The 20,883-nt window shown below is 72.3% G+C and carries 19 protein-coding genes; 8 read left to right on the top strand and 11 right to left on the bottom strand.

Annotated elements, in window-relative coordinates; genetic code table 11:
- The first annotated feature begins 102 nt into the window (after positions 1-102).
- The 5 genes from ACZ4TO_RS12510 to ACZ4TO_RS12490 all read left to right on the top strand — a co-directional run bounded on the left by ACZ4TO_RS12510 (position 103) and on the right by ACZ4TO_RS12490 (position 3,656).
- Positions 103-588 (top strand): protein-tyrosine phosphatase family protein, encoded by a 486-nt coding sequence (locus ACZ4TO_RS12510; protein WP_468024135.1) that lies wholly within the window; start codon positions 103-105, stop codon positions 586-588.
- A 428-nt stretch (positions 589-1,016) separates the two neighbouring features.
- Positions 1,017-1,241, top strand: a complete 225-nt coding sequence (locus tag ACZ4TO_RS12505; RefSeq protein WP_382782276.1) for a hypothetical protein — start codon at positions 1,017-1,019, stop codon at positions 1,239-1,241.
- 68 nt (positions 1,242-1,309) lie between these two features.
- Entirely contained in the window at positions 1,310-2,056 is a 747-nt protein-coding gene (gene recO, locus ACZ4TO_RS12500) for a DNA repair protein RecO (protein WP_382782272.1), read from the top strand.
- A 113-nt stretch (positions 2,057-2,169) separates the two neighbouring features.
- Positions 2,170-3,015 (top strand): isoprenyl transferase, encoded by an 846-nt coding sequence (locus ACZ4TO_RS12495; protein ID WP_382782270.1) that lies wholly within the window; start codon positions 2,170-2,172, stop codon positions 3,013-3,015.
- 74 nt (positions 3,016-3,089) lie between these two features.
- The gene (locus tag ACZ4TO_RS12490) at positions 3,090-3,656 is read left to right on the top strand and encodes a hypothetical protein (protein WP_382782267.1); all 567 of its coding nucleotides are present in this window, start codon (positions 3,090-3,092) and stop codon (positions 3,654-3,656) included.
- 22 nt (positions 3,657-3,678) lie between these two features.
- On the opposite strand, the gene ACZ4TO_RS12485 is transcribed toward ACZ4TO_RS12490, so the two are convergent.
- Genes ACZ4TO_RS12485 through ACZ4TO_RS12470 form a run of 4 tightly spaced genes read right to left on the bottom strand, consistent with a single transcriptional unit; the run spans position 3,679 to position 6,801 of the window.
- Positions 3,679-4,095, bottom strand: coding sequence for a Fur family transcriptional regulator (locus tag ACZ4TO_RS12485; RefSeq protein WP_382782264.1), 417 nt, complete (start codon positions 4,093-4,095; stop codon positions 3,679-3,681).
- Positions 4,096-4,154: 59 nt separating this feature from the next.
- The gene (locus ACZ4TO_RS12480) at positions 4,155-5,054 is read right to left on the bottom strand and encodes a metal ABC transporter permease (RefSeq protein ID WP_382782261.1); all 900 of its coding nucleotides are present in this window, start codon (positions 5,052-5,054) and stop codon (positions 4,155-4,157) included.
- The gene (locus ACZ4TO_RS12475) at positions 5,054-5,839 is read right to left on the bottom strand and encodes a metal ABC transporter ATP-binding protein (RefSeq protein ID WP_382782761.1); all 786 of its coding nucleotides are present in this window, start codon (positions 5,837-5,839) and stop codon (positions 5,054-5,056) included. The genes ACZ4TO_RS12480 and ACZ4TO_RS12475 overlap by 1 nt, the downstream gene beginning before the upstream one ends.
- Positions 5,839-6,801, bottom strand: a complete 963-nt coding sequence (locus ACZ4TO_RS12470; RefSeq protein ID WP_468024134.1) for a metal ABC transporter substrate-binding protein — start codon at positions 6,799-6,801, stop codon at positions 5,839-5,841. The genes ACZ4TO_RS12475 and ACZ4TO_RS12470 overlap by 1 nt, the downstream gene beginning before the upstream one ends.
- A 197-nt stretch (positions 6,802-6,998) precedes the next feature.
- Between ACZ4TO_RS12470 and ACZ4TO_RS12465 the strand changes: the two genes are divergently transcribed.
- Entirely contained in the window at positions 6,999-8,381 is a 1,383-nt protein-coding gene (locus ACZ4TO_RS12465) for a glycine--tRNA ligase (RefSeq protein WP_382782255.1), read from the top strand.
- Between the two features lie 128 nt (positions 8,382-8,509).
- Here the strand turns inward: ACZ4TO_RS12465 and ACZ4TO_RS12460 are convergent, their stop codons facing one another.
- The 4 genes from ACZ4TO_RS12460 to ACZ4TO_RS12445 all read right to left on the bottom strand — a co-directional run bounded on the left by ACZ4TO_RS12460 (position 8,510) and on the right by ACZ4TO_RS12445 (position 13,102).
- Entirely contained in the window at positions 8,510-9,562 is a 1,053-nt protein-coding gene (locus ACZ4TO_RS12460) for a chitinase (RefSeq protein WP_468024133.1), read from the bottom strand.
- Between the two features lie 119 nt (positions 9,563-9,681).
- Positions 9,682-9,888, bottom strand: coding sequence for a hypothetical protein (locus tag ACZ4TO_RS12455; protein ID WP_037618679.1), 207 nt, complete (start codon positions 9,886-9,888; stop codon positions 9,682-9,684).
- Positions 9,889-10,004: 116 nt separating this feature from the next.
- A complete protein-coding gene (locus ACZ4TO_RS12450; protein WP_382782249.1) occupies positions 10,005-11,405 on the bottom strand; it encodes a M14 family zinc carboxypeptidase in 1,401 nt (466 codons plus the stop codon).
- A gap of 266 nt (positions 11,406-11,671) precedes the next feature.
- Positions 11,672-13,102 carry an MFS transporter gene (locus tag ACZ4TO_RS12445; RefSeq protein ID WP_468024132.1) on the bottom strand — a complete coding sequence of 477 codons (1,431 nt, stop codon included), beginning with the start codon at positions 13,100-13,102 and terminating at the stop codon, positions 11,672-11,674.
- Between the two features lie 101 nt (positions 13,103-13,203).
- Here ACZ4TO_RS12445 and ACZ4TO_RS12440 point away from each other — a divergent pair, with 101 nt between their 5' ends.
- Positions 13,204-14,214, top strand: coding sequence for a helix-turn-helix transcriptional regulator (locus ACZ4TO_RS12440; RefSeq protein WP_385042238.1), 1,011 nt, complete (start codon positions 13,204-13,206; stop codon positions 14,212-14,214).
- Positions 14,215-14,466: 252 nt separating this feature from the next.
- Here the strand turns inward: ACZ4TO_RS12440 and ACZ4TO_RS12435 are convergent, their stop codons facing one another.
- The gene (locus tag ACZ4TO_RS12435) at positions 14,467-15,930 is read right to left on the bottom strand and encodes an MFS transporter (RefSeq protein ID WP_468024131.1); all 1,464 of its coding nucleotides are present in this window, start codon (positions 15,928-15,930) and stop codon (positions 14,467-14,469) included.
- A gap of 96 nt (positions 15,931-16,026) precedes the next feature.
- On the opposite strand from ACZ4TO_RS12435, the gene dusB reads away from it, so the two are divergent.
- Positions 16,027-17,193: a tRNA dihydrouridine synthase DusB gene (gene dusB / locus ACZ4TO_RS12430; RefSeq protein WP_468024130.1), complete on the top strand. Its 1,167-nt coding sequence runs from the start codon at positions 16,027-16,029 to the stop codon at positions 17,191-17,193.
- Between the two features lie 90 nt (positions 17,194-17,283).
- Here the strand turns inward: dusB and ACZ4TO_RS12425 are convergent, their stop codons facing one another.
- Together ACZ4TO_RS12425 and ACZ4TO_RS12420 are read right to left on the bottom strand one after the other, a co-directional pair.
- A complete protein-coding gene (locus ACZ4TO_RS12425; protein ID WP_385042237.1) occupies positions 17,284-19,221 on the bottom strand; it encodes an amylo-alpha-1,6-glucosidase in 1,938 nt (645 codons plus the stop codon).
- Positions 19,218-20,813, bottom strand: coding sequence for an MGH1-like glycoside hydrolase domain-containing protein (locus tag ACZ4TO_RS12420; RefSeq protein ID WP_385042236.1), 1,596 nt, complete (start codon positions 20,811-20,813; stop codon positions 19,218-19,220). The genes ACZ4TO_RS12425 and ACZ4TO_RS12420 overlap by 4 nt, the downstream gene beginning before the upstream one ends.
- Between the last annotated feature and the right edge of the window lie 70 nt (positions 20,814-20,883).

Genomic DNA, 20,883 nt, shown 5'->3' with positions numbered 1-20,883 from the left:
CGCCTCCCCGGCTCCCCGCGCGCGGCCCCGCTGCTCCCGGACCTCCTGCTCCCGGGCCACCCGCCTCGGTTCTCCGCCCCCGGCGCGTCCTACGCTGCACCCATGGCCGACATCGACCCCGACTCCTCGCCGGGCTCCCCAGCCGACGCTGGTCTCTGGGACCCGGAAGGCGCGGGGGTGCTGTCCCTGCCCTCCGGCCGGCTGATCCGGGGCCGGGGGCTGCGCCGGCCGCTTCCTGACGACGGCGGTCCCGTGCCGGCGTACGCCGTGTACCTGCTCGGCGGACCGCCGCCCCCGGTTCCCTGGGAGGCCCACTGGCTGCGCTGGCCCGACTTCCGGCTGCCCGCCGACCGGGCGGAGGCCCGCGCGGTGCTCACGGAGGCCTGGCGGCGGGCGGCCGGCGAGCGCGTCGAGATCGCCTGCTTCGGCGGCCGGGGCCGCACCGGCACGGCCCTGGCATGCCTGGCCGTCCTCGACGGCGTACCGCCCCGGGAAGCGGTGGCGTACGTACGCCGGCACTACGACCGGCACGCGGTGGAGACGCCGTGGCAGCGCGCGTACGTACGCCGCTTCGGCGCGCGGAACTGATACGCGCGGCCTCCGCGAAGACGCCGTCCTCGTGAGCGGCGCGGGCACCTGGAGCCGACGACGGAGTCGAACGAGGCGTCCGGCGGCGGGAGTTCGGCGCCGTCCGCACGCGGGACGGCGACCCGCCGGTCAGCGGCCGTGCGGTGTCCGTTCGGACCCGCCGGACGGCCACCGGAGACGAAAACCCGAGCTTCCACTTCCACTTGCGTGAAACCTGTGTCGTCCCTGCGTCGTTCCTGTTCTGAACGGCATGAGCACGAGCGCCTACGCACGGACGACAGCACGGACGCAAGCACGGAAGCACGCACGGACAGACCCACGTACACACGCCGGCCGACGGGGCGGCGGGACTCGGCGCACCGCGTCGAAGAGGCGGAGGAGACTGTGCAGCACTTACGGACGGCGACACGGCTCGCGGCGGCCCTGCGATGAAGGCGGCGCCGCCCCCGACCGGCTCCTGCGCCGTCGACACCCGCACGGGCAGGTTCGGCGTGGTCATGGGGCACGAGGGGCCGTACGTACAGCTCAGACCGCTCGGCGGCGGCAGGGAGTGGGACTGCAGGCCGGAGGCCGTCCGGCAGGCGACCCCGACGGAACGGATCAGCGCGGCGACCGCGTACGCCAACGCCCGCAGCCGCGGCGAGGTGCCGTGACGAGGGTCCCAGGAACAATGCGGTCCGACCGGGCCGGGTGGCGCGTGCCGTAGGCGAGAATGGGCCGCATGAGTCTGTTCCGCGACGACGGCATCGTGCTGCGCACCCAGAAGCTGGGTGAGGCGGACCGGATCATCACGCTGCTCACGCGCGGTCACGGCCGGGTACGGGCGGTGGCGCGCGGTGTCCGGCGGACCAAGTCGAAGTTCGGGGCGCGCCTCGAACCCTTCTCCCACGTGGACGTGCAGTTCTTCGCCCGGGGCAGCGAACTGATCGGCCGCGGGCTGCCCCTGTGCACCCAGAGCGAGACGATCGCTCCGTACGGTGGCGGGATCGTCACCGACTACCCGCGCTACACCGCGGGCACCGCGATGCTGGAGACCGCCGAGCGGTTCACCGACCACGAGGGCGAGCCCGCGGTGCAGCAGTATCTGCTGCTCGTCGGCGGGCTCCGCACCCTCGCCCGGGGCGAGCACGAACCGCACCTCGTCCTCGACGCCTTCCTGCTGCGCTCCCTCGCGGTCAACGGCTACGCGCCCAGCTTCAGCGACTGTGCCAAATGCGGCATGCCGGGACCGAACCGGTTCTTCTCGGTCGCGGCGGGAGGAACCGTCTGCGTCGACTGCCGGGTGCCCGGCAGCGTCGTACCCTCGCCTCAGGCCCTCGAACTCCTCGGCGCTCTGCTCACGGGAGACTGGGCGACCGCGGACGCGTGCGAGCCGCGGCACGTCCGGGAGGGCAGCGGGCTGGTGTCGGCCTATCTGCACTGGCATCTGGAGCGCGGACTGCGTTCCTTGCGGTACGTGGAGAAGTAGGCGCCGCGCCCGGGGGGTTCCGGGGCGGCGAAGGCGCGCGAGCGCGGCAGAGAACAACACGCACAACGAGACGGGCGCCCTGCGCACGCGAGCAAGAGGGAGACGAGAAGCACATGGTCGTACGCGGGATCCTGGGCGGTCGGCGCCGCGAGTACAAGGCACCGGAACCGCACCCCTCCGGTGCCCGCGCGCCCAAACTCCCCGGGGAGCTCGTCCCGAACCACGTGGCGATCGTCATGGACGGGAACGGCCGCTGGGCCAAGGAGCGCGGGCTGCCGCGCACCGAGGGGCACAAGGTCGGAGCCGAGCGCGTCCTCGACGTCCTCCAGGGCGCGGTCGAGGTCGGCGTCGGCAGCATCTCCCTCTACGCCTTCTCCACGGAGAACTGGAAGCGCTCGCCCGACGAGGTGCGCTTCCTGATGAACTTCAACCGCGACTTCATCCGCAAGACCCGCGACACCCTCGACGGCCTCGGCATCCGGGTGCGCTGGGTGGGCCGGATGCCCAAGCTGTGGAAGTCCGTCGCCAAGGAGCTCCAGATCGCCCAGGAGCAGACCAAGGACAACGACGCGCTCACGCTGTACTTCTGCATGAACTACGGCGGTCGCGCCGAGATCGCGGACGCGGCGCAGGCGCTGGCCGAGGACGTGAAGGCCGGCCGCCTCGACCCGTCCAAGGTCACCGAGAAGACCCTCCAGAAGTACATGTACTACCCGGACATGCCGGACGTGGACCTGTTCCTGCGCCCGAGCGGCGAGCAGCGCACCTCCAACTACCTGCTGTGGCAGAGCGCCTACGCCGAGATGGTCTTCCAGGACGTGCTGTGGCCCGACTTCGACCGGCGTGACCTGTGGCGGGCCTGCGTCGAGTACGCCCAGCGCGACCGCCGCTTCGGCGGCGCCGTCCCGAACGAGCAACTGCTCGCGATGGAGCAGGCCATGCGGGGCGACGGGTCCTGACACCCGCCGCCCGCGGGCGCGTTCGGATCCGGCGTTACGATCACGGCTCATCACCACCGAACTGGGGAGGGGCCGTGGTCGAGGATCAGGGCGCCGCGCGGCAGCAGGAGTCGCCGGAGCGGCCGCAGGGCGCCGGGGCGGACGTCGTCGAGCTGGAGTACACACCGGTCGTCGCGGACTTCAGGTCGGCGCTGCGGGCACGCGCCAAGGTCGCCAGGTCGGCCCGGATCCAGCGCGGGATGTTCGCTCTCGTGGGCTTCTTCGCCGTCATGGGGATCGTGGCCACGCTGATCAGCGGGGAAGCGCCGGACTTCGCGCTGATCTGGCTGCTGCTCTGCGCGGTTCTGGTCGCCTTCATGCCCCGGCTCATGGCCCGCCAGTTCCAGCGCCTCGCCCAGCGCCAGGGCACCTTCCGCGTGACCGTCACGGACACCGGGGTGACGGTCGCCACGGACAACGCCACCACGGACCTCAACTGGGTCGCGCAGCCCCGCTACCGGGAGACGGCGGACGTCTTCCTCATGATGAGCCCCGACAAGAACGCGAGCTGCTTCACCGTGCTGCCCAAGCGGGCCGTGCGCGCCCCCGGGGACGTGGACCGGCTGCGAGCGGTCCTCGACCGTCACCTGACCCGGGCCTGAGCCCCCGCGCCCCGCGAGGGGCTCAGGTGTTCGCCGACGCGCACTCCGCGCACGTACCGAAGATCTCCACGGTGTGCGCCACGTTCACGTAGCCGTGCTCCGCGGCGATGGCCTCCGCCCACTTCTCCACCGCGGGGCCCTCCACCTCCACGGCCTTGCCGCAGACGCGGCAGACGAGGTGGTGGTGGTGCTCGCCGGTGGAGCAGCGCCGGTAGACGGACTCGCCCTCCGAGGTGCGCAGCACGTCGACCTCGCCGGCGTCGGCGAGGGACTGGAGCGTGCGGTAGACGGTGGTGAGCCCGACCGAGTCGCCCTTGTGCTTGAGCATGTCGTGGAGCTCCTGCGCGCTGCGGAACTCGGTCACCTCGTCGAGTGCCGCCGCCACGGCGGCACGCTGCCGGGTGGAGCGGCCCCGGACGGGCGATCCAGCGGTTGTCACCGTTGCCTCCTCGCGGTCTGCGCTTGCCCGGCCATTGTGCCAGCCCGGGCAGGGCCCGGTCAGACGCCGACGGCGCTCTCCGGTCCGCGGGTGGCCGGAATCGCGCACTCCGCGGGATCCCCGGCGGCCTGCGCCGCGGCCGCGGCCCGGGCCCGGCGCCGCGCCAGCGGTGACGCCAGCGCCGTCAGCGCGATGAACGCGCCGATGGTCAGCAGCACGATGGTCGAGCCGGGCGGCACGTCCTGGTAGAACGACGTCACCGTGCCGCCGATCGTCACGCTCACCCCGATCGCCACGGCGACGGCGAAGGTCGCCGCGAAGCTGCGGGTGAGCTGCTGGGCCGCCGCGACCGGCACCACCATCAGCGCGCTCACCAGCAGCAGGCCGACCACGCGCATCGCGACGGTCACCGTGACCGCCGCCGTGACGGCCGTCAGCAGGTTCAGGGCCCGCACCGGCAGACCGGTCACCCGCGCGAACTCCTCGTCCTGGCTGACCGCGAACAACTGCCGCCGCAGCCCGAGCGTGACCACCAGGACGAAGGCGGCCAGCAGGAAGATCGCCGTCACGTCGGAGGCGCTCACCGTCGACAGCGAGCCGAAGAGGTACGAGGTCAGGTTGGCGGTCGAGCCGCCCGCGAGGCTGGTGAACATCACGCCGCCCGCCATGCCCCCGTAGAAGAGCATGGCCAGCGCGATGTCCCCGCGCGTCTTTCCGTACCAGCGGATCAGCTCCATGAGCACGGCGCCCAGCACGGACACGGCCGTCGCCATCCACACCGGTGACGTGTTGAGCAGGAAGCCGAGGCCGACGCCCGTCATCGCCACATGGCCGATGCCGTCGCCCATCAGGGCCTGACGGCGCTGGACGAGGTAGATGCCGACGGCGGGCGCGATGACGCCCACCAGGACGGCGGCGAGCAGCGCCCGCTGCATGAAGGCGTAGTCGAGGATGTCCATCAGCTGAGCAGTCCCGTCCGGAGGGGTTCGGCGTCGTGGGCCGCGTGCGGGTGTACGTGGTCGTGGCCGGGCAGGGCGTGCTGGCCGACCGCTCTCGGCGGCGGGCCGTCGTGCAGGACGCAGCCGTCCCGCAGCACGACCGCGCGGTCGATCAGCGGCTCCAGCGGGCCCAGCTCGTGCAGGACGAGCAGCACGGACGTGCCCTGGGCGACCTGGTCGCGCAGGGTGGCGGCCAGCACCTCCTGGCTGGCGAGGTCCACGCCCGCCATCGGCTCGTCCATGATCAGCAGTTCGGGTTCGGAGGCCAGCGCGCGGGCGATGAGGACCCGCTGGTGCTGTCCGCCCGACAGGGCGTTCACGGAGTCCTTGGCGCGGTCGGCCATCCCGACGAGCTCCAGGGCCCGTCGTACGGCCGCGTGGTCGGCCTTGCGCAGGATGCCGAGGCGGGCGCGCGAAAGCCGGCCCGAGACGACGATCTCGGTGACCGTCGCCGGCACGCCGCCCGCGGCCGTGGTCCGCTGCGGGACGTAGCCCACCCGGTGCCAGTCGCGGAAGCGGCGGCGCGGAACGCCGAAGATCTCGATCTCACCGGCGCTGACGGCGACCTGGCCGATGACGCTGCGCACGGCGGTCGACTTGCCGGAGCCGTTCGCGCCGAGCAGGGCGACGACCTCTCCGCGGCGCACGGTCAGGTCCATGCCGCGCAGGACCGGGCGCGAACCCAGCTCCGCCCGGACACCGCGCAGGGATACGACGGACTCGTTCACGGCGTCCTCCACAGTGATCACTTCGTTCCCAGAGCCGTCTGGAGGGCCTTCAGGTTCGACCGCATGACCTGCATGTAGTCGCTGCCCTTGGACTTGTCGGTGATGCCTTCGAGGGGGTCGAGGACGTCCGTCCGCAGCCCCACGTCCCGGGCGATCGTGCCGGCGGTCCGGTCGCTGACGAGCGTCTCGTAGAACACCGTCGTGACGCCGTCGGCCTTCGCCAGGTTCTCCAGGGCCTTCACCCGGTTCGCGCTGGGCTCCGACTCGGGGTCGAGGCCGTTGACGGCCTCCTCGGTGAGCCCGTAGCGCTCGGCGAGGTAGCCGAACGCGGCGTGGGTGGTGATGAAGGTCTTGGTCCTCGTGTTCGCGAGTCCGTCGCGGAAGTCCTCGTCCAGCGCGGTGAACTTCTTCCGCAGCGCGGCCATGTTCTTGTCGTAGTCCGCGGCGTGCTTCGGGTCGGCCTTCTTCAGCGCGGCCGACACGCCCTCGGCCACCTGGCCGAAGCGCACGGGGTCGAGCCAGACGTGCGGGTCGGCGGCTCCGGAGTCCTCGCCCTCGCTGTGGTCGTGCGCGGCGGCGTGCCCGCCGACCTCGTTGCCGTGCTTCTCCAGCGTGGTCAGCGAGGCGGCGTCGACCTTGATCCTCACGCCGGACTGGGCGACCGCGTCGTCGACGGCCGGCTGGAGGTTCTTGAGGTAGAACACCGCGTCGGCCTCCTGGAGCCGCGCGGTCTCGCGGGCGCTGATCTCCAGGTCGTGCGGTTCCTGGCCGGGCCGGGTCAGGTTCGTGACGCTCACGTGCGAGCCGCCGATCTCCTCGGCGAGGTACTGGAGCGGGTAGAACGACGCGACCACGTCGAGTCGGCCGTCGTTCCGGGCGTCGGCCGCCGCGGAACCCGAGCAGGCCGAGAGGGTGCCGAGGCCGAGGGCGGTGGCCGCCACGGCGGCGGACCCCGATATGAGGCGTCGTCGTACGTTCATGACAGTCATTTTCAACAAATCTGGAAACGATTGTCAACAAGCCCTCGTGACGGGGCCGGCGCGGGCTCCGGCAACGGGTATCAACTGGATCCAACCGGCAGGAAGCGGCCTACCGCGGGAACCGATTTGATGCGGGGGTGGGCGACGCCGGTAACCTGAAGCATTCGCTGCCGTCCGTTCGTAATGAAGAGAGCACCGTGGCCGCCGACAAGATCGATTCAATCGTCAGCCTGAGCAAGCGCCGTGGCTTCGTTTTCCCCTGTAGTGAGATCTACGGCGGACAGCGTGCCGCTTGGGACTACGGCCCGCTCGGCGTCGAACTCAAGGAGAACCTGAAGCGCCAGTGGTGGCGCTACATGGTCACGTCGCGCGAGGACGTGGTCGGTCTCGACTCGTCCGTGATCCTGGCCCCCGAGGTGTGGGTCGCCTCCGGTCACGTCGCCACCTTCACGGACCCGCTGACCGAGTGCACCTCGTGCCACAAGCGGTTCCGCGCCGACCACCTGGAGGAGCACTACGAGGCCAAGCACGGCCGCCTCCCGGAGAACGGCCTCGCCGACCTCAACTGCCCCAACTGCGGAAACAAGGGCACCTTCACCGAGCCCAAGCAGTTCTCGGGCCTGCTCTCCACCCACCTCGGCCCGACCCAGGACAGCGGCTCCGTCGCCTACCTGCGCCCCGAGACCGCCCAGGGCATCTTCACCAACTTCGCCAGCGTGCAGACCGCCTCGCGCAAGAAGCCGCCGTTCGGTATCGCCCAGATGGGCAAGTCCTTCCGCAACGAGATCACGCCCGGCAACTTCATCTTCCGCACACGCGAGTTCGAGCAGATGGAGATGGAGTTCTTCGTCAAGCCGGGCGAGGACGAGCAGTGGCAGGAGTACTGGATGGAGCAGCGCTGGAACTGGTACACCGGTCTCGGCCTGCGCGAGGAGAACATGCGGTGGTACGAGCACCCGAAGGAGAAGCTCTCCCACTACTCCAAGCGCACCGCCGACATCGAGTACCGCTTCCAGTTCGGCGGCAACGAGTGGGGTGAGCTGGAGGGCGTCGCGAACCGCACCGACTACGACCTCGGCGCGCACTCCAAGGCCTCCGGCCAGGACCTCGCGTACTACGACCAGGAGGCCCAGGAGCGCTGGACCCCCTACGTCATCGAGCCCGCCGCCGGTGTCGGCCGCGCCATGCTCGCCTTCCTGCTCGACGCCTACGTCGAGGACGAGGCCCCGAACGCCAAGGGCAAGATGGAGAAGCGCACGGTGCTGCGCCTCGACCACCGCCTCGCCCCGGTGAAGGCCGCGGTCCTGCCGCTGTCCCGCAACGCGGACCTGTCCCCGAAGGCCAAGGGTCTCGCCGCGGCGCTGCGCCAGCACTGGAACATCGAGTTCGACGACGCCGGCGCCATCGGCCGCCGCTACCGCCGTCAGGACGAGATCGGCACGCCGTTCTGCGTCACCGTCGACTTCGACACCCTCGACGACAACGCCGTCACGGTGCGCGAGCGCGACTCGATGAAGCAGGAGCGTGTCTCGCTCGACCAGATCGAGGGCTACCTGGCCGCGCGTCTCGTCGGCTGCTGATCCAGGCACCGCACGCCGTGCGCGAAGCCCCCGTTTCCCGGCAGGGAGGCGGGGGCTTCGCGGTGTCCCGGACCATGGGGTGTCCGGGCGTTCTCTGACCGGGGCGGCCGTCCTTCGCCCCGGCGTCCTCAGCGGCCCTGGAGCGCCTTCACGTTGTCGCCGAAGGTCCAGTTCTTCGAGCCGTCCCAGTTGACCGACCACGTCATCAGGCCCTTGAGGGAGGTGCCGTAGTGGCGCCAGGCCTGGGAGACGAGGCTCGGCGCCATGTAGCCGCCGCCCGCGCCGGCCTGGGCCGGCAGCCCGGGGACCTGCTTGTCGTAGGGAACCCTGATGGTGGTCCCCTGCACCACGAGCCCCTTGTCGAGGCAGTCCGTCTGGGCGGTGAAGCCCTGGACGGTCCCCGCGGAGTAGGAGTCACCGGAGCAGCCGTACATGCTGCCGTTGTAGTACTGCATGTTCAGCCACCACAGCCGCCCGTTGTCCGCGTACTTCTTCACGATGGGCAGGTACGCGCCCCAGATCGAGCCGTACGTGATGCTGCCGCCGGTGACGTAGGCGGTCTCCGGAGCCATCGTCAGCCCGAAGTTCGACGGCATCCGGGACAGCACCCCGTCGATGATCCGGATCAGGTTGGCCTGTGACGCGGAGAGTTGACCGATGCTGCCGCTGCCGACGAGCCCGGTCTCGATGTCGATGTCGATGCCGTCGAAGTTGTACTTCCGCAGGATGGGCACGATCGTCGCGACGAAACGGTCGGCGACCGCGGACGAGCTCAGGTCGATGCCGGCGGCCGCCCCGCCGATGGACAGCAGGATGGTCTGCCCCGACGCCTTGGCCGCGCACATCTCGGCGGGCGTGGCGACCTTCACGCCCGTGTCCATGCCGTCCTCCCACAGCGCGGTGCCGTCCGAGCGGATGACGGGGAACGCCGCGTCGATCACGTTGTAGCCGTGCGCGGCGATACGGGAGTCGGTGATCGGCGTCCACCCGAAGGGCGGGTGCACGCCGTTGGCCGCGCCGTCCCAGTTCTCCCAGTACCCCTGGAGGACCTTTCCGGCGGGACGGGACTTCACGGCGCAGGTGTCCGCGGCGAAGGCGCCGGGGGCACCCGCGCCGGACAGCGGGACGAGAACGGCCGCGGCCAGTGCCACGACGAGCAGACGCAGTCTCCGGCGCATCATGCGAGGCCCTCCCGGTGGGGGTGCGGTGAGGTGTCGTAGGCATGACAGTCGCGCGGTCCAGACCTTTCGTCAATAGGTCTGGACCAAAGTGGCCGAAGGGTCGCTCCCGATACCGCGGTTCAGGCCTCTTTCGGGTCGACCGTCGCCTGGTGCTCCTCGGCCAGGTGTTCCTCGGCCTTCAGCCAGGGGAGGAACTGGGTGTTTTTGCGCCATCCGCACGTCTCGCACCGGATGGTGCGCTGGACGCCCGCCCGTTGCACGTGGACGGTGTGCTCGCGGCCGTGCTGGTCCCAGCGGCTCACTTTGCTCGTGTTGATCTGAAGCATGACACCTCCTGGTTCTCCCGCTTCGTCTGCGCAGCAAGGAGTGTGCAGCATGGTGAAGATCAACGGGGGTTCTTCGGCGGTGACTTCGGTGGGGCCGGGCGCGGTCGTGCCCGCGGTCACGAGGCGGCGAGGTGCCCCTCGGCGGCCTCGACGGCGGCCGTGGTGACGTTGACCTGGTGTTCTATCTGCCGGTCCACCGGAACCCACGTCGCCGTGAAGCTCGCCGAGTAGGCGGCGCACCAGCGCGCCACGAGGGCTTCCAGCTCGGTGCGTTGGGCCGCGGTCCCCGGCGCGGGCGCGTACTCCTCGAGGAGGCGCAGCAGCATGGCGGCGGCCCGGAGCGGGGTTCGCCGGGCGAAGCCCTCGATGCTGGCCGTGCGGGCCCGGGTGAGGCCGGGGAGCGGGGTGAACGACGGGTGCGCGGGGTCCCAGCTGTCGGCCAACGGGCCGCACACGCGCAGCGTTTCGGCCACGGCCCGGCGCATGCTGAAGGCCGGACCGGGGCCGGGGGCCGGGAGATGGGGGCGGGCCCGTTCGTAGTGGCCGCGGACGGTGTGGGCGTAGTCCCGCAGCCGGTCCGCCCAGTGCCGCAGCCGTTGTTCCGGGGCGGGATGGGGCGCGAGGTCGGCGAAACCGGCGGCGGCCCAGACTGGTACCTCCAGGACCGCGGTGACACCGCCGTGGGCGTGCGGGGCGAGCCAGGTGGAGCGGTGGGCGTTCTCCGGGAAGGCGGTGGGGCGTTCGGGCGCTCCGGGCGGCGGCAGGACGAAGACGCCGGGCGCGCTCGTGGGCCAGTGCAGGGCGTCCAGCGGGGCCCTCTCGACGGGGATGCCGAGCCGTTCCGCGGACGTGGCGAGGGTCCGGTCGAGACCCGGGACGTCCCGGGTGAGCTGGGCGAAGGTGCCGCCGATGTCCGTGCTGTGCAGGGAGATCTGGATGTAGGGCCGCAGTCTGCGGATGACGTCGAGCAGGGCGCGGCTCTCCGGCAGGAACCGCGGGCGGGGCAGCGCGGGGGCCCACTCGGGCTGTTCGTCGGCCGTCGGGCGGAAGAAGGACCGGTAGTGGCCGAACAGGGTGTCGGCCCGGTGCCCGCCTTCGTTGAGGCGCGCTCCGTCCGGGTCGAGACACAGCACCAAGTGCCACACGGTGCCCGGCCGTTCGCCGCCCAGTGCCCGGTGGGCCAGCGCCAGGAGGGTGCCCCCGCCGACGTACTCGTTGGGGTGTGCGCCCGCGACCACGAGGGCGTGCCGTGGCCCGTTTCCGACGCTCAGCATCCGCAGCGGGAGTCCGTGCCGGGAGTGGCCGATGGTGCTCAGCCGGCACAGGCCGGGATGCTGGGCGGTCAGTGCCTCGGCGGTGCGGGTGACGTCGGCGGGCGTGGGATAGCTCAGTGTCCGGATGTGCTGTCGTCCCGGGTCTTTCTCCCGTCCGGCGCGCGCATCTTGATCTCGGCCACGGAGTCTCCTCGGATCGTGGATCGTGGATCGCGGGTAGGCCGGACGGAGACCACCGGCCATCGCCGGGCACGCTCCGTTCGACTTCGGTGCGACTCAGTACGACATGACGCACCACTGGTGTCAACAGCCCCTGAGGGGAAGCCGGCACCCTCAGGGCCAGTGCATATGCCGGTGGCCGGGCGAAGGGCCCCGGGGGCTGGGCCGGGGGCCGGGTGGGAGTCCCCCGCGGCGGCGGGGCCGGGCACCGGTACGGGGTCGGGCACCGGTGCCCCGGCGGGTACGGCCGGTCCGTCGGCGCGTGGGGGCGAAGGCCCCGGCCCGCCGCCTCAGTGGATCCGGCGGGGCAGCCGCAGGCTCAGGGCCGTGGTCAGGGCCACGCCCGCCAACTGGGCCAGGAGGGTCGTCACCAGCGCGTCCCGCATGCCGTGGGACGGGACCAGGGACAGGAACAGCGTGCCGAGGGTGGCCACCCCGACGGCGAGTGCCGCCTGCTGGGTGGTGGCCATCACGCCACTGCCCACGCCGGCCCGCTCGGGCGGCACCTCGGAGAGGATGATCCGGATCAGGACGGGGAGCTGGAGCGCCTGGCCGGCTCCGGCGACGGCCGCTCCGGGCAGCAGTTCCACCACCCCGAGGTCCGGCCACGAGCGCCAGGCGGCCAGCGTGATGAGCCCCAGGCCCACCGCCTGGATCAGCCCGCCCGCGGTCACGACCCGCGTCCCGAAGCGGGCGATCAGCCGGGGCCCGCACAGCGAGGTGACGAAGAAGACGACCGCCATGGGCGCGAGGGCCAGCCCCGCCGGGACCGGACCGAGCCCCTCGCCCCGCTGCAACGCCACCGCGATCACGAACATGAACCCGCTGAAGCCGATGGAGAACGGCACGATCATGATCAGGCCCCGGCGCAGCGAGGTCAGCTCGAACAGGCTCGGCGGCACCAGAGGGGTCCGGCCCTGCCGGTCCGCGCGGCGTTCGACGAGGTAGAAGGCGGCGACGGCCGGCGGGAACAGGGCCAGGGACACCCAGGTCCACAGCGGCCAGCCCGCGGCCCGGCCCTCGGTGAGCGGCGCGAGCAGCGCCAGCAGCGCGACCGCCAGCAGGACCGTGCCGGGGGCGTCGATCGGCTCCGGGCGCTGCGAGCGGGTCTCGGGGACGGCACGGCGGGCCAGGACGAGACCGAGCACGACGACGGGCACGTTCACGAGGAACACCGAGCGCCAGCCGGTGCCCGCGATGTCGGCCGCGACCAGCAGTCCGCCGAGGATCTGCCCGGCGACCATGGACAGCCCGGCCGTGGCGCCGTACAGACCCATCGCCTTGGCGCGGCGGGGCCCGGAGGTCGCCGACTGGATGGTGGCGAGGACCTGCGGCAGCATCGCCGCGGAGGCCGCGCCCTGGGCGACCCGCGCCGCCACCAGGGTCCACGCGGTGGGCGCGAGCCCGCAGGCGAGCGAGGTCAGGCCGAAGGCCGCCATACCGCCGAGGAAGAGCCGACGGCGCCCGAACAGGTCGCCGAGGCGACCACCGAGGACGAGCAGGACGGCGTACGCGACCCCGTAGCCGGCGACGACGAGTTCGAGGATCGCCTCGCTCGCGTGCAGGTCCTGCCCGATGGTCGGAAGGGCCACGTTGACGATGAAGAAGTCGATCAGGGGCAGCGCCGCGCCGAGCAGCACCGTGAAGAGTCCGAGGCCGCCGAGGGCGGGTGGCGCGGCGGGGGCGCGGACGGTGGTCGTGAGAGTTCCGGTTTCGGTCACGCCCTCCAGACTTCTCCTGTCCTCAGACGGGTACCAGAGTCTCCTTATCCTGGTACAAGCACTACCTGGCAACAGGCTGGGCAGAGCGGCAGGCTGGAGGCATGACGACGATGACCCGGGAGACGCCCCCCGTCCAGGCCCCGCCGCGACCGGGTGCGCCCGGCCCGGAAGAGGCCGGGTCCCGCGCCGGTGAGATCCGGCGCCACGAACTGGCCACCTTCCTGCGCAGCCGCCGCGAACGCATCACCCCCGAGCAGGTCCAGCTCCCCCGCGGCCGTCGGCGGCGCACGCCGGGCCTGCGCCGCGAGGAGGTCGCCCAGCTCTCCGCGGTCGGGGTCACCTGGTACACGTGGATCGAGCAGGGACGCGACATCCAGGTCTCCGAACAGGTCCTCGACGCGCTGGCCCGCACCCTGCTGCTGGACGCCGGCGAGCGGGCCCACCTCTTCCAGCTCGCCGGAGCGGTCGACCCCACGCCCGCCGCGCAGTGCCCGGTGATCACCCCGGCGCTGCGGCAGATCCTGACGACGCTGGAGCCCGTACCGGCCTGCATCCAGAACAGCCGGTACGACATCCTGGCGTACAACCGCACGTACGCCCGGCTGATGATGCGCGACCTCGGCACGGTCCCGCCCGCCGACCGCAACTGCGTCCTGCTCGCCTACACCAACGCGGAGTGGCGCTCGTCGATCGTCCTGCTCGACGAGACCACGCGGCTGATGGCCGCGAAGCTGCGCGCGTCGATGGCCGGGCACCTGGGGGAGCCGGCCTGGAAGACCCTGCTGAAGCGGCTGCGGGCGGAGTCGGCCGAGTTCCGCGAGAACTGGGACCGGTACGAGGTGGCCGTCACCCGCGGCAAGACGAAGAAGTTCCTCAACCCGTACGTCGGCCTGGTCACCGTCGATCACACGGACCTGTGGCTCGCCCCCGACCTGGGCGCCCGCATGGTGACGTACCCGCCCCGGGACGAGGAGAGCCGCGAACGCCTGGAGAAGCTGCACGCGATCGCCCTGGAGGCCGAGGCGGACACCCCCACCGGCGCCCACGACCAGGAAGGAGCCTGGGCCCAGGACGGAGCCCGGGCCCAGGACGAGACGGCGGGAGCGGCCTGACGGGGGCCCTAGACCGGCTTCCACCGGGGCTGACTCCGCTGGTGCCCGGCTTCCGCCGGGGCCGACTTCGCCGGGGCCCGAGACCGGCTTCCGCCGGGCCCGGCTCGGCCAGGGTCCGACCCCGCTCGGGCTCGCCCCCCGCTGGAGTTCGATGCCGCTCAGGCGCGGGCGGGCCCTCGCCGGGATCGGCCGCCGGCCAGGCTCGGCCTCGCTCGGGTCCGGCTTGCGCCCGGCCCCGAGCCGTCCGCCCCCTCAGGCCGCGGACGCGTCCTGCTTCCGTACCCCCGCCGCCTCCCGGATCTCCGGGGACTCCAGCAGACGCGCGGTGCGCTCGGCCGACGCGCGGGCCCGGCGGCCGCTGCTGAGCCAGCCGAGGACGAGGACGGCGACACCGCAGCCGGTGATGATCCACCAGCCGGGGAGCGAGGCCGCGGCGAAGCTCTCCCGGTAGGCGGAGGCCTGGATGCCGGAGGCGAGGGCCGCGCCGATGACGGCGACCCCGAGGGTGCCGCCGATCTGCCGGCTGGTCGAGGCGACGGCGGCGGCGACCCCCGCCTGCGAGCGCGGCATGCCGGACACGGCGGTGTTGGTGATGGGCGCGTTCACGAAGCCGAAGCCGATGCCGAAGAAGACGTAACCGATCACGAGCGTGAGGTTCGACGTCTCCGCCTCGAACGCCGCGAACAGCACACCGCTCACGGTCATCGCGACCCCGGCGATCAGCAGGGACGGCCGGGGCCCGCGGTTGCCGACCAGGCGCCCCGACACAGGAGCGCAGACGAAGCACAGGAACGCCATCGGCAGCATCCACAGACCCGCGTGCAGGGCGTTCAGACCGCGCACGTTCTGCAGGTACAGCGTCGACAGGAACAGGAAGCCGCTGAGGGCGGCGAACGCGCTCACCGCGATGACGGTGGCCCCGCTGAACGGCACCGAGCGGAAGAAGCGCAGGTCGATGAGGGGTTCGTCGCGCCGCGGCTCGTACCACAGGAGCCCGAGCAGCGCGGCGAGGGCGATCACGCCGAAGGACAGGGTGTGGACGATTCCCGAGGTGGGCGCCTCGATGATCGCGTACGTCAGGGAGCCGAGCAGCGCGATGACGAGGAGCTGGCCGACCGGGTCCGGACGGCGGGCCTTCGGGGCGCGGGACTCGGGCACGAAGCGCAGCGTCAGCAGGAGCGCGGCGAGGCCGACGGGAAGGTTGATCCAGAAGATGGACCGCCAGCCCACGGTGTCGACGAGCAGTCCGCCCACCAGCGGTCCCGCGGCCATGGAGATACCGACCACGGCCCCCCAGACGCCGATCGCGCGGGCCCGCTCACGGGGGTCCGTGAAGGTGTTGGTGATGATCGACATCGCCACCGGGTTGAGCATCGAGCCGCCGACGGCCTGGACCATCCGGAAGACGATGAGGGTGTCGAGGTTCGGGGCGAGGGAGCACAGCACCGAGCCGATGGTGAACAGGACCAGGCCCGTCATGAACACCTTGCGCCGGCCGATGCGGTCGGCGGTGGAGCCCGCGAGCATCAGCAGCGAGGCCAGCACCAGGGTGTACGCGTCGATGGTCCACTGCATCCCCGCGACGCTCGCGTGCAGCTCCTGCTGCATCGAGGGCAGCGCGACGTTCAGGATCGTGACGTCGAGGCTCACGATCAGCAGACTCATGCAGCAGATCGCGAGCACCAGCATCCGGCGGCGGTGGCTGAGCTCAGGCATGTGCTCAGCGTACGGCGTTGTCGATAGTGTGTCTAACTAATGACCACTACATGATCTTCCGCGCGAGCACCCGGCCCGGTACGCCACAATGGGGGAATGCCCACGCCCACGTCCACGGTGGACCCCACGCTGAACACCTCGCTCTCGATCGGCCCGCACACGGCGCGGCCGCCGGTCGTCCTGGCCCCCATGGCCGGGATCACGAACGCGCCGTTCCGCACGCTGTGCCGCGAGTTCAGCGGCGGCAAGGGACTGTTCGTCAGCGAGATGATCACCACGCGGGCGCTGGTCGAGCGCAACGAGAAGACCATGCAGCTCATCCACTTCGACGCGACCGAGACGCCGCGCTCGATCCAGCTCTACGGTGTCGACCCGGCCACCGTCGGCAAGGCCGTCCGCATGATCGCGGAAGAGGACCTCGCCGACCACATCGACCTCAACTTCGGCTGCCCGGTCCCCAAGGTCACCCGCAAGGGCGGCGGCTCCGCCCTCCCGTACAAGCGCAACCTGCTGCGCGCGATCCTGCGTGAGGCCGTCAGCGGCGCCGGGGACCTGCCCGTCACCATGAAGATGCGCAAGGGCATCGACGACGACCACATCACCTTCCTGGACGCGGGCCGGATCGCGGTCGAGGAGGGCGTGACGGCCATCGCGCTGCACGGCCGCACCGCCGCCCAGCACTACGGCGGCACCGCCGACTGGGACGCGATCGCCCGGCTGAAGGAGCACGTGCCGGAGATCCCCGTCCTCGGCAACGGCGACATCTGGTCGGCGGACGACGCGCTGCGGATGGTGCGCGAGACCGGCTGCGACGGCGTCGTCGTCGGGCGCGGCTGCCTCGGCCGGCCCTGGCTGTTCGGCGACCTGGTGGCCGCCTTCGAGGGCCGCCCCGACGCCTACGCGCGGCCGACGCTCCGCGAGGTCGCGGCCGTCATGGTCCGCCACGCCACGCTCCTCGGCGAGTGGATCGGCGACGAGGCGCGCGGTGTCATCGACTTCCGCAAGCACGTCGCCTGGTACCTCAAGGGCTTCTCGGTCGGCTCGGAGATGCGCAAGCGTCTCGCGATCACCTCCTCGCTCGCCGAACTCTCCGACGGGCTGGCCGAGCTGGACCAGGACCAGCCGTGGCCGGCGGGCGCCGACGGACCGCGCGGCCGCACCTCCGGCAACAACCGGGTCGTCCTGCCGGACGGCTGGCTGAAGGACCCCTACGACTGCGCGGGCATCCCCGAGGACGCCGAACTGGACACCTCCGGCGGCTGATCCACCGGCCGTCCGGTGCGCGCGCCGCCCGCGCGCGCACCGGACGGCACCCGGACGCCGCCCCCGCGCCGCCCGGTTCCCGGTGTGGTCCTACGCCCCGCCCACCGCCGCGAGCAGGGCCAGCGGCGCCGCCGCCGAACGGGACTCCCGTACGCAGGCGTGCGGGTAGGGCACCGGCTGGGCGTGGGTGTCACGGCCGTAGCCCGCGATGACCTCCGGCAGACGGTGTCCCGCGGCGGTGGCCGCGTCCACGAGCCCGTGCGCCACCGTCCGGGCCTCGTCGTGCAGTCCGTACCGCGCCAGCCCCAGGGTGATCAGGGCGTTGTCGTGCGGCCAGACGGAACCGCGGTGGTACGACAGCGGGTGGTACGCGGGCTGGCCCGCCGCGAGCGTGCGCACACCCCAGCCGGAGAAGAAGTCCGGTTCCAGGAGCCGCCGGCCGACCAGTTCGCCGTACTCCTTGTCCAGCAGACCGGACCACAGCAGATGCCCCGCGTCCGAGGCGAGCGCGTCGACGTGCCGGCCGTCGCCGTCCAGCGCCAGGGCGGGGAAGGCGTGTTCGCTCATCCAGAAGTCCCGCTGGAAACGGTCGCGCAGATCGGCGGCGGCCTGTTCCAGCAGCGCCGCGTAGACCTCGTCGTCCCAGACCGTGCGGGCCAGTTGGGCGGTGCGGCGCAGCGCGTCGTACGCGTATCCCTGCGCGCCCGCCGCCATCACCGGCCCGCTGGGGCGGCTGCCGTCGGCCGAACAGATGGCGCCGGGGGAGTCCTTCCAGTTCTGGTTCGCGAGACCGCCGCCGTCCGCGCGGTAGACGAGATAGCCGCGCGAGGTCAGCCCGCCGTGGTCCAGCATCCAGCCGATCGCCGCACGGGCGTTGGGCTCAAGGCGCCGGGCCAGGGTCGTGTCACCGGTCTGCTCGGTGTAGGCGCCGAGCAGCACCAGGAACAGCGGCGTCGCGTCCACCGAGCCGTAGTAACGCCCGTACGGCACCTGCCCGAAGTGCGCCAGCTCGCCGTGCCGCACCTCGTGCACGATCTTGCCGGGCTGGGCGACCGCGCCCGCCCCCACCTCGACCGCCTGGGTCGCGGCCAGCGCGGGCAGCGTGGCGGCGGCGAGCTGCGGCCGGTAGGGCAGCGCGAAGAGCGAGGTGAGCAGGGCGTCGCGGCCCAGCAGGGTCAGGAACCAGGGCACCCCGGCCGCGGGGACCCGCAGCTCCTCGCCGTCCGGGCCCGTCGCCGGCACCTGGAGGACGGCCAGGTCCGACAGGCCGCGCGCACAGGCCGCGGCCAGCTCCGGCCAGCCGGTCGGGAACGGCACCCCCTGCGCGAACTCGCCCTCCAGGGCCAGGAGCCGCTCGCCCGCCGCGGCGGGCGAGGCGGGAACGCGCGGCTCGTGCGCGGCGCCGTGCGGACGCGCCGCGACGCGCAGCGCCAGCTCCGCCGAACCGTGCGGTTCGAGGTCGAGCGTCCAGACGAGCCGCCGCGCGCCCGTGCCCGTCTCCTCCACGCCGTCCGGAGCGGGCTCGGAGGTGACCGTCGTACGGGACCTCCACTCCCCGCGCCGGTAGCTGAACTCGACCCCGTCGTCCAGGACCTGCCGCTGGCGTACGACGCCCGTCTTGGCGTAGGTGCGGTGGTCGGACCGCAGTTCGAACTGATCCGTGAAGTCGGCGTCGGCGGTGACCGCGATCCGGACCGTCGTGGCCGTCGGACGGTTGCTGGTGACGCGTAGTGCCTCCACGAACGAGCCCTCGGCGACGGCCTGTTCACGGAAGAGCGTGTAGGCGGGCGGTTCGTTGCGGCCGCCCCGCGGCACCAGGACGCAGCGTGCCGTGTCGCCGTCCGCGACCGGCGTGAGCGCCTCGGGCACCGCGCCGTCCACCGTGAGCTGCCAGCGGCTGAGATGCCGGGCGTCCCGTACGAACAGCCCGTCCGGAGAGCTCCCGCCCCGCACTCCGCTGATGTCCCCGCCGTCGCCCACGGCGGCGAACGTCCCACCGTGCACGAGCAGATGATGCCGGTCCGTCATCCCCGGTCCCCTCCCTTGGTGTCCGCCTCGAAATCGAATGCGCGTCGTCCCGCGCCACCGGCGCCGGTGTCCGGTGCCGTGTCGGTCAACGCGTCGCGCCCCTGCGGGGACACGACCGGTGCCGCCCCGGAGGGCTCGTGCAGCAGATCGAGCGTCAGCGCCGCCGTCCAGCTGAAACCGAGTGCTCCGCAGGCCTCGCCGGTGAACGGGTCCACGTACTCCGCGAACCCGGACTCGCCGGCCGTGTCCAGCAGGGCGGCCCGCAGCGCGTCCGCCCGTCCGTGCTCCCCGTGCAGCCGCAGCCCCCGCTCCAGCAGCCAGTTGGTGTTGAACCAGGCGGGCCCCCGCCAGTAGCGGTGCGGGTCGAACGCCTCGCCGGTCAGGTCGTAGCTCGGCACGAGCCGCGCCGCCCCGCCGAGGCCGAAGCGCGGCCCGTACGCGGTCCGTACGAGCGTGGCGGCGATGTCGCGCGGCAGCGCGGGCAGGATGAGCGGCAGCAGCCCGGAGACACTGCTCTCGGGGATCAGCGCACCACCGCGCCCACCGCCGCTTCGCTCGTCGCGGCAGAAGAACATGCCCTCCGCCGGGTCCCACAGCCGCTCCACCAGCGCCGCCGTCAGCCGTTCCGCGCGCGCGTGCCGGGCCGTCCCCGTCGCGCCCAGTTCCCGCGCGATCTCGGCCAGCGCGTGCTCCGACGCGATCAGCAGGGCGTTGAACATCGGGTCCTCGACCGCGAACTCGCCGCCGCCGTCGGCGTATCCACGGTCCCGGTAGTCCGCGGCCAGCCGTACGTACCGCCCGTAGTCGAGATCCGTCGGCCGGTCCTCGGGAGCCCCGTGGTCGAGGTCGGCGCGCCGGAAGGAGCGCGCCGGCGCCGGGGTGACGCGGCTGAGCGGGGCGTCCCAGCAGGGACTGTTGTCCATGCCCTGCTCCCAGGGATGGACCACGCTGGCCAGGCCCCCGCCGCCCAGGTCCCGGCGGTGCAGGAGATAGCGGTGCCAGGCCGCCAGGCGGGGATACATCCGGGAGAGGAACGAGCGGGCCCTGGACAGTCCCGGGTCCGCCCGGTGCACCAGCCACACCGCCAGCGCGTGCACCGGTGGCTGCACGATGCCCGACGTCTGTACCGTGCGCGGGGCGCCCGCGGCGCGCCCGGCGGTGGAGGAGCGCCAGAAGTCGGGGCTCGGGAAGTACGCGTCGAGCGGGACGGAGGGGTTGAACACGATGTGCGGCACACGCCCGTCGGCCCACTGCGCGCCGAGCAGCGTCTCCAGCTCCGTCTGCGCCCGCAGGGGTGACAGATGGCGCAGGCCGATCGCGATGAACGCGGAGTCCCAGGACCACTGGTGCGGGTACAGGCCGCGCGAGGGCACCGTGGACGTTCCGGTCCAGTTGCCGTCCAGTACCCGGGACGCCTTGAGGTGCAGCGATCCTGACGGACCGCCGGGATCGTATACGGGCGGTCCGCTCCGGACGACGCCGTCCGCGCGGGGCGGGGAGGGCGGGCCGGAGGCGTGCGCCGGAGTGCCCGTGGTACGCACGGGGGTGACGGGTCCCCTGTGCAGGGCGGTGAGCTGGGTCGTGCTGTCCACTCAGGTCTCCCCGAAGACGTCCGGCCGGCCGGTTCGGCAGCATCTGCCGTAGGGTTACGTCTATTTAACA

The sequence above is a fragment of the Streptomyces sp. NPDC028298 genome, assembly GCF_055565895.1.
The sequence above is the reverse complement of the archived record's forward strand: the minus strand, read 5'-3'. Positions and strand labels throughout refer to the sequence as shown.

Coding starts and splice junctions, on each gene's coding strand:
- ACZ4TO_RS12460 (WP_468024133.1), bottom strand. CDS start 9,562: ATGATGCGCCGGAGACTGCGTCTGCTCGTCGTGGCACTGGCCGCGGCC.
- ACZ4TO_RS12505 (WP_382782276.1), top strand. CDS start 1,017: ATGAAGGCGGCGCCGCCCCCGACCGGCTCCTGCGCCGTCGACACCCGC.
- ACZ4TO_RS12470 (WP_468024134.1), bottom strand. CDS start 6,801: ATGAACGTACGACGACGCCTCATATCGGGGTCCGCCGCCGTGGCGGCC.
- ACZ4TO_RS12455 (WP_037618679.1), bottom strand. CDS start 9,888: ATGCTTCAGATCAACACGAGCAAAGTGAGCCGCTGGGACCAGCACGGC.
- ACZ4TO_RS12510 (WP_468024135.1), top strand. CDS start 103: ATGGCCGACATCGACCCCGACTCCTCGCCGGGCTCCCCAGCCGACGCT.
- dusB (WP_468024130.1), top strand. CDS start 16,027: ATGCCCACGCCCACGTCCACGGTGGACCCCACGCTGAACACCTCGCTC.
- ACZ4TO_RS12450 (WP_382782249.1), bottom strand. CDS start 11,405: ATGGCCGGTGGTCTCCGTCCGGCCTACCCGCGATCCACGATCCACGAT.
- recO (WP_382782272.1), top strand. CDS start 1,310: ATGAGTCTGTTCCGCGACGACGGCATCGTGCTGCGCACCCAGAAGCTG.
- ACZ4TO_RS12480 (WP_382782261.1), bottom strand. CDS start 5,054: ATGGACATCCTCGACTACGCCTTCATGCAGCGGGCGCTGCTCGCCGCC.
- ACZ4TO_RS12425 (WP_385042237.1), bottom strand. CDS start 19,221: ATGACGGACCGGCATCATCTGCTCGTGCACGGTGGGACGTTCGCCGCC.
- ACZ4TO_RS12495 (WP_382782270.1), top strand. CDS start 2,170: ATGGTCGTACGCGGGATCCTGGGCGGTCGGCGCCGCGAGTACAAGGCA.
- ACZ4TO_RS12440 (WP_385042238.1), top strand. CDS start 13,204: ATGACGACGATGACCCGGGAGACGCCCCCCGTCCAGGCCCCGCCGCGA.
- ACZ4TO_RS12435 (WP_468024131.1), bottom strand. CDS start 15,930: ATGCCTGAGCTCAGCCACCGCCGCCGGATGCTGGTGCTCGCGATCTGC.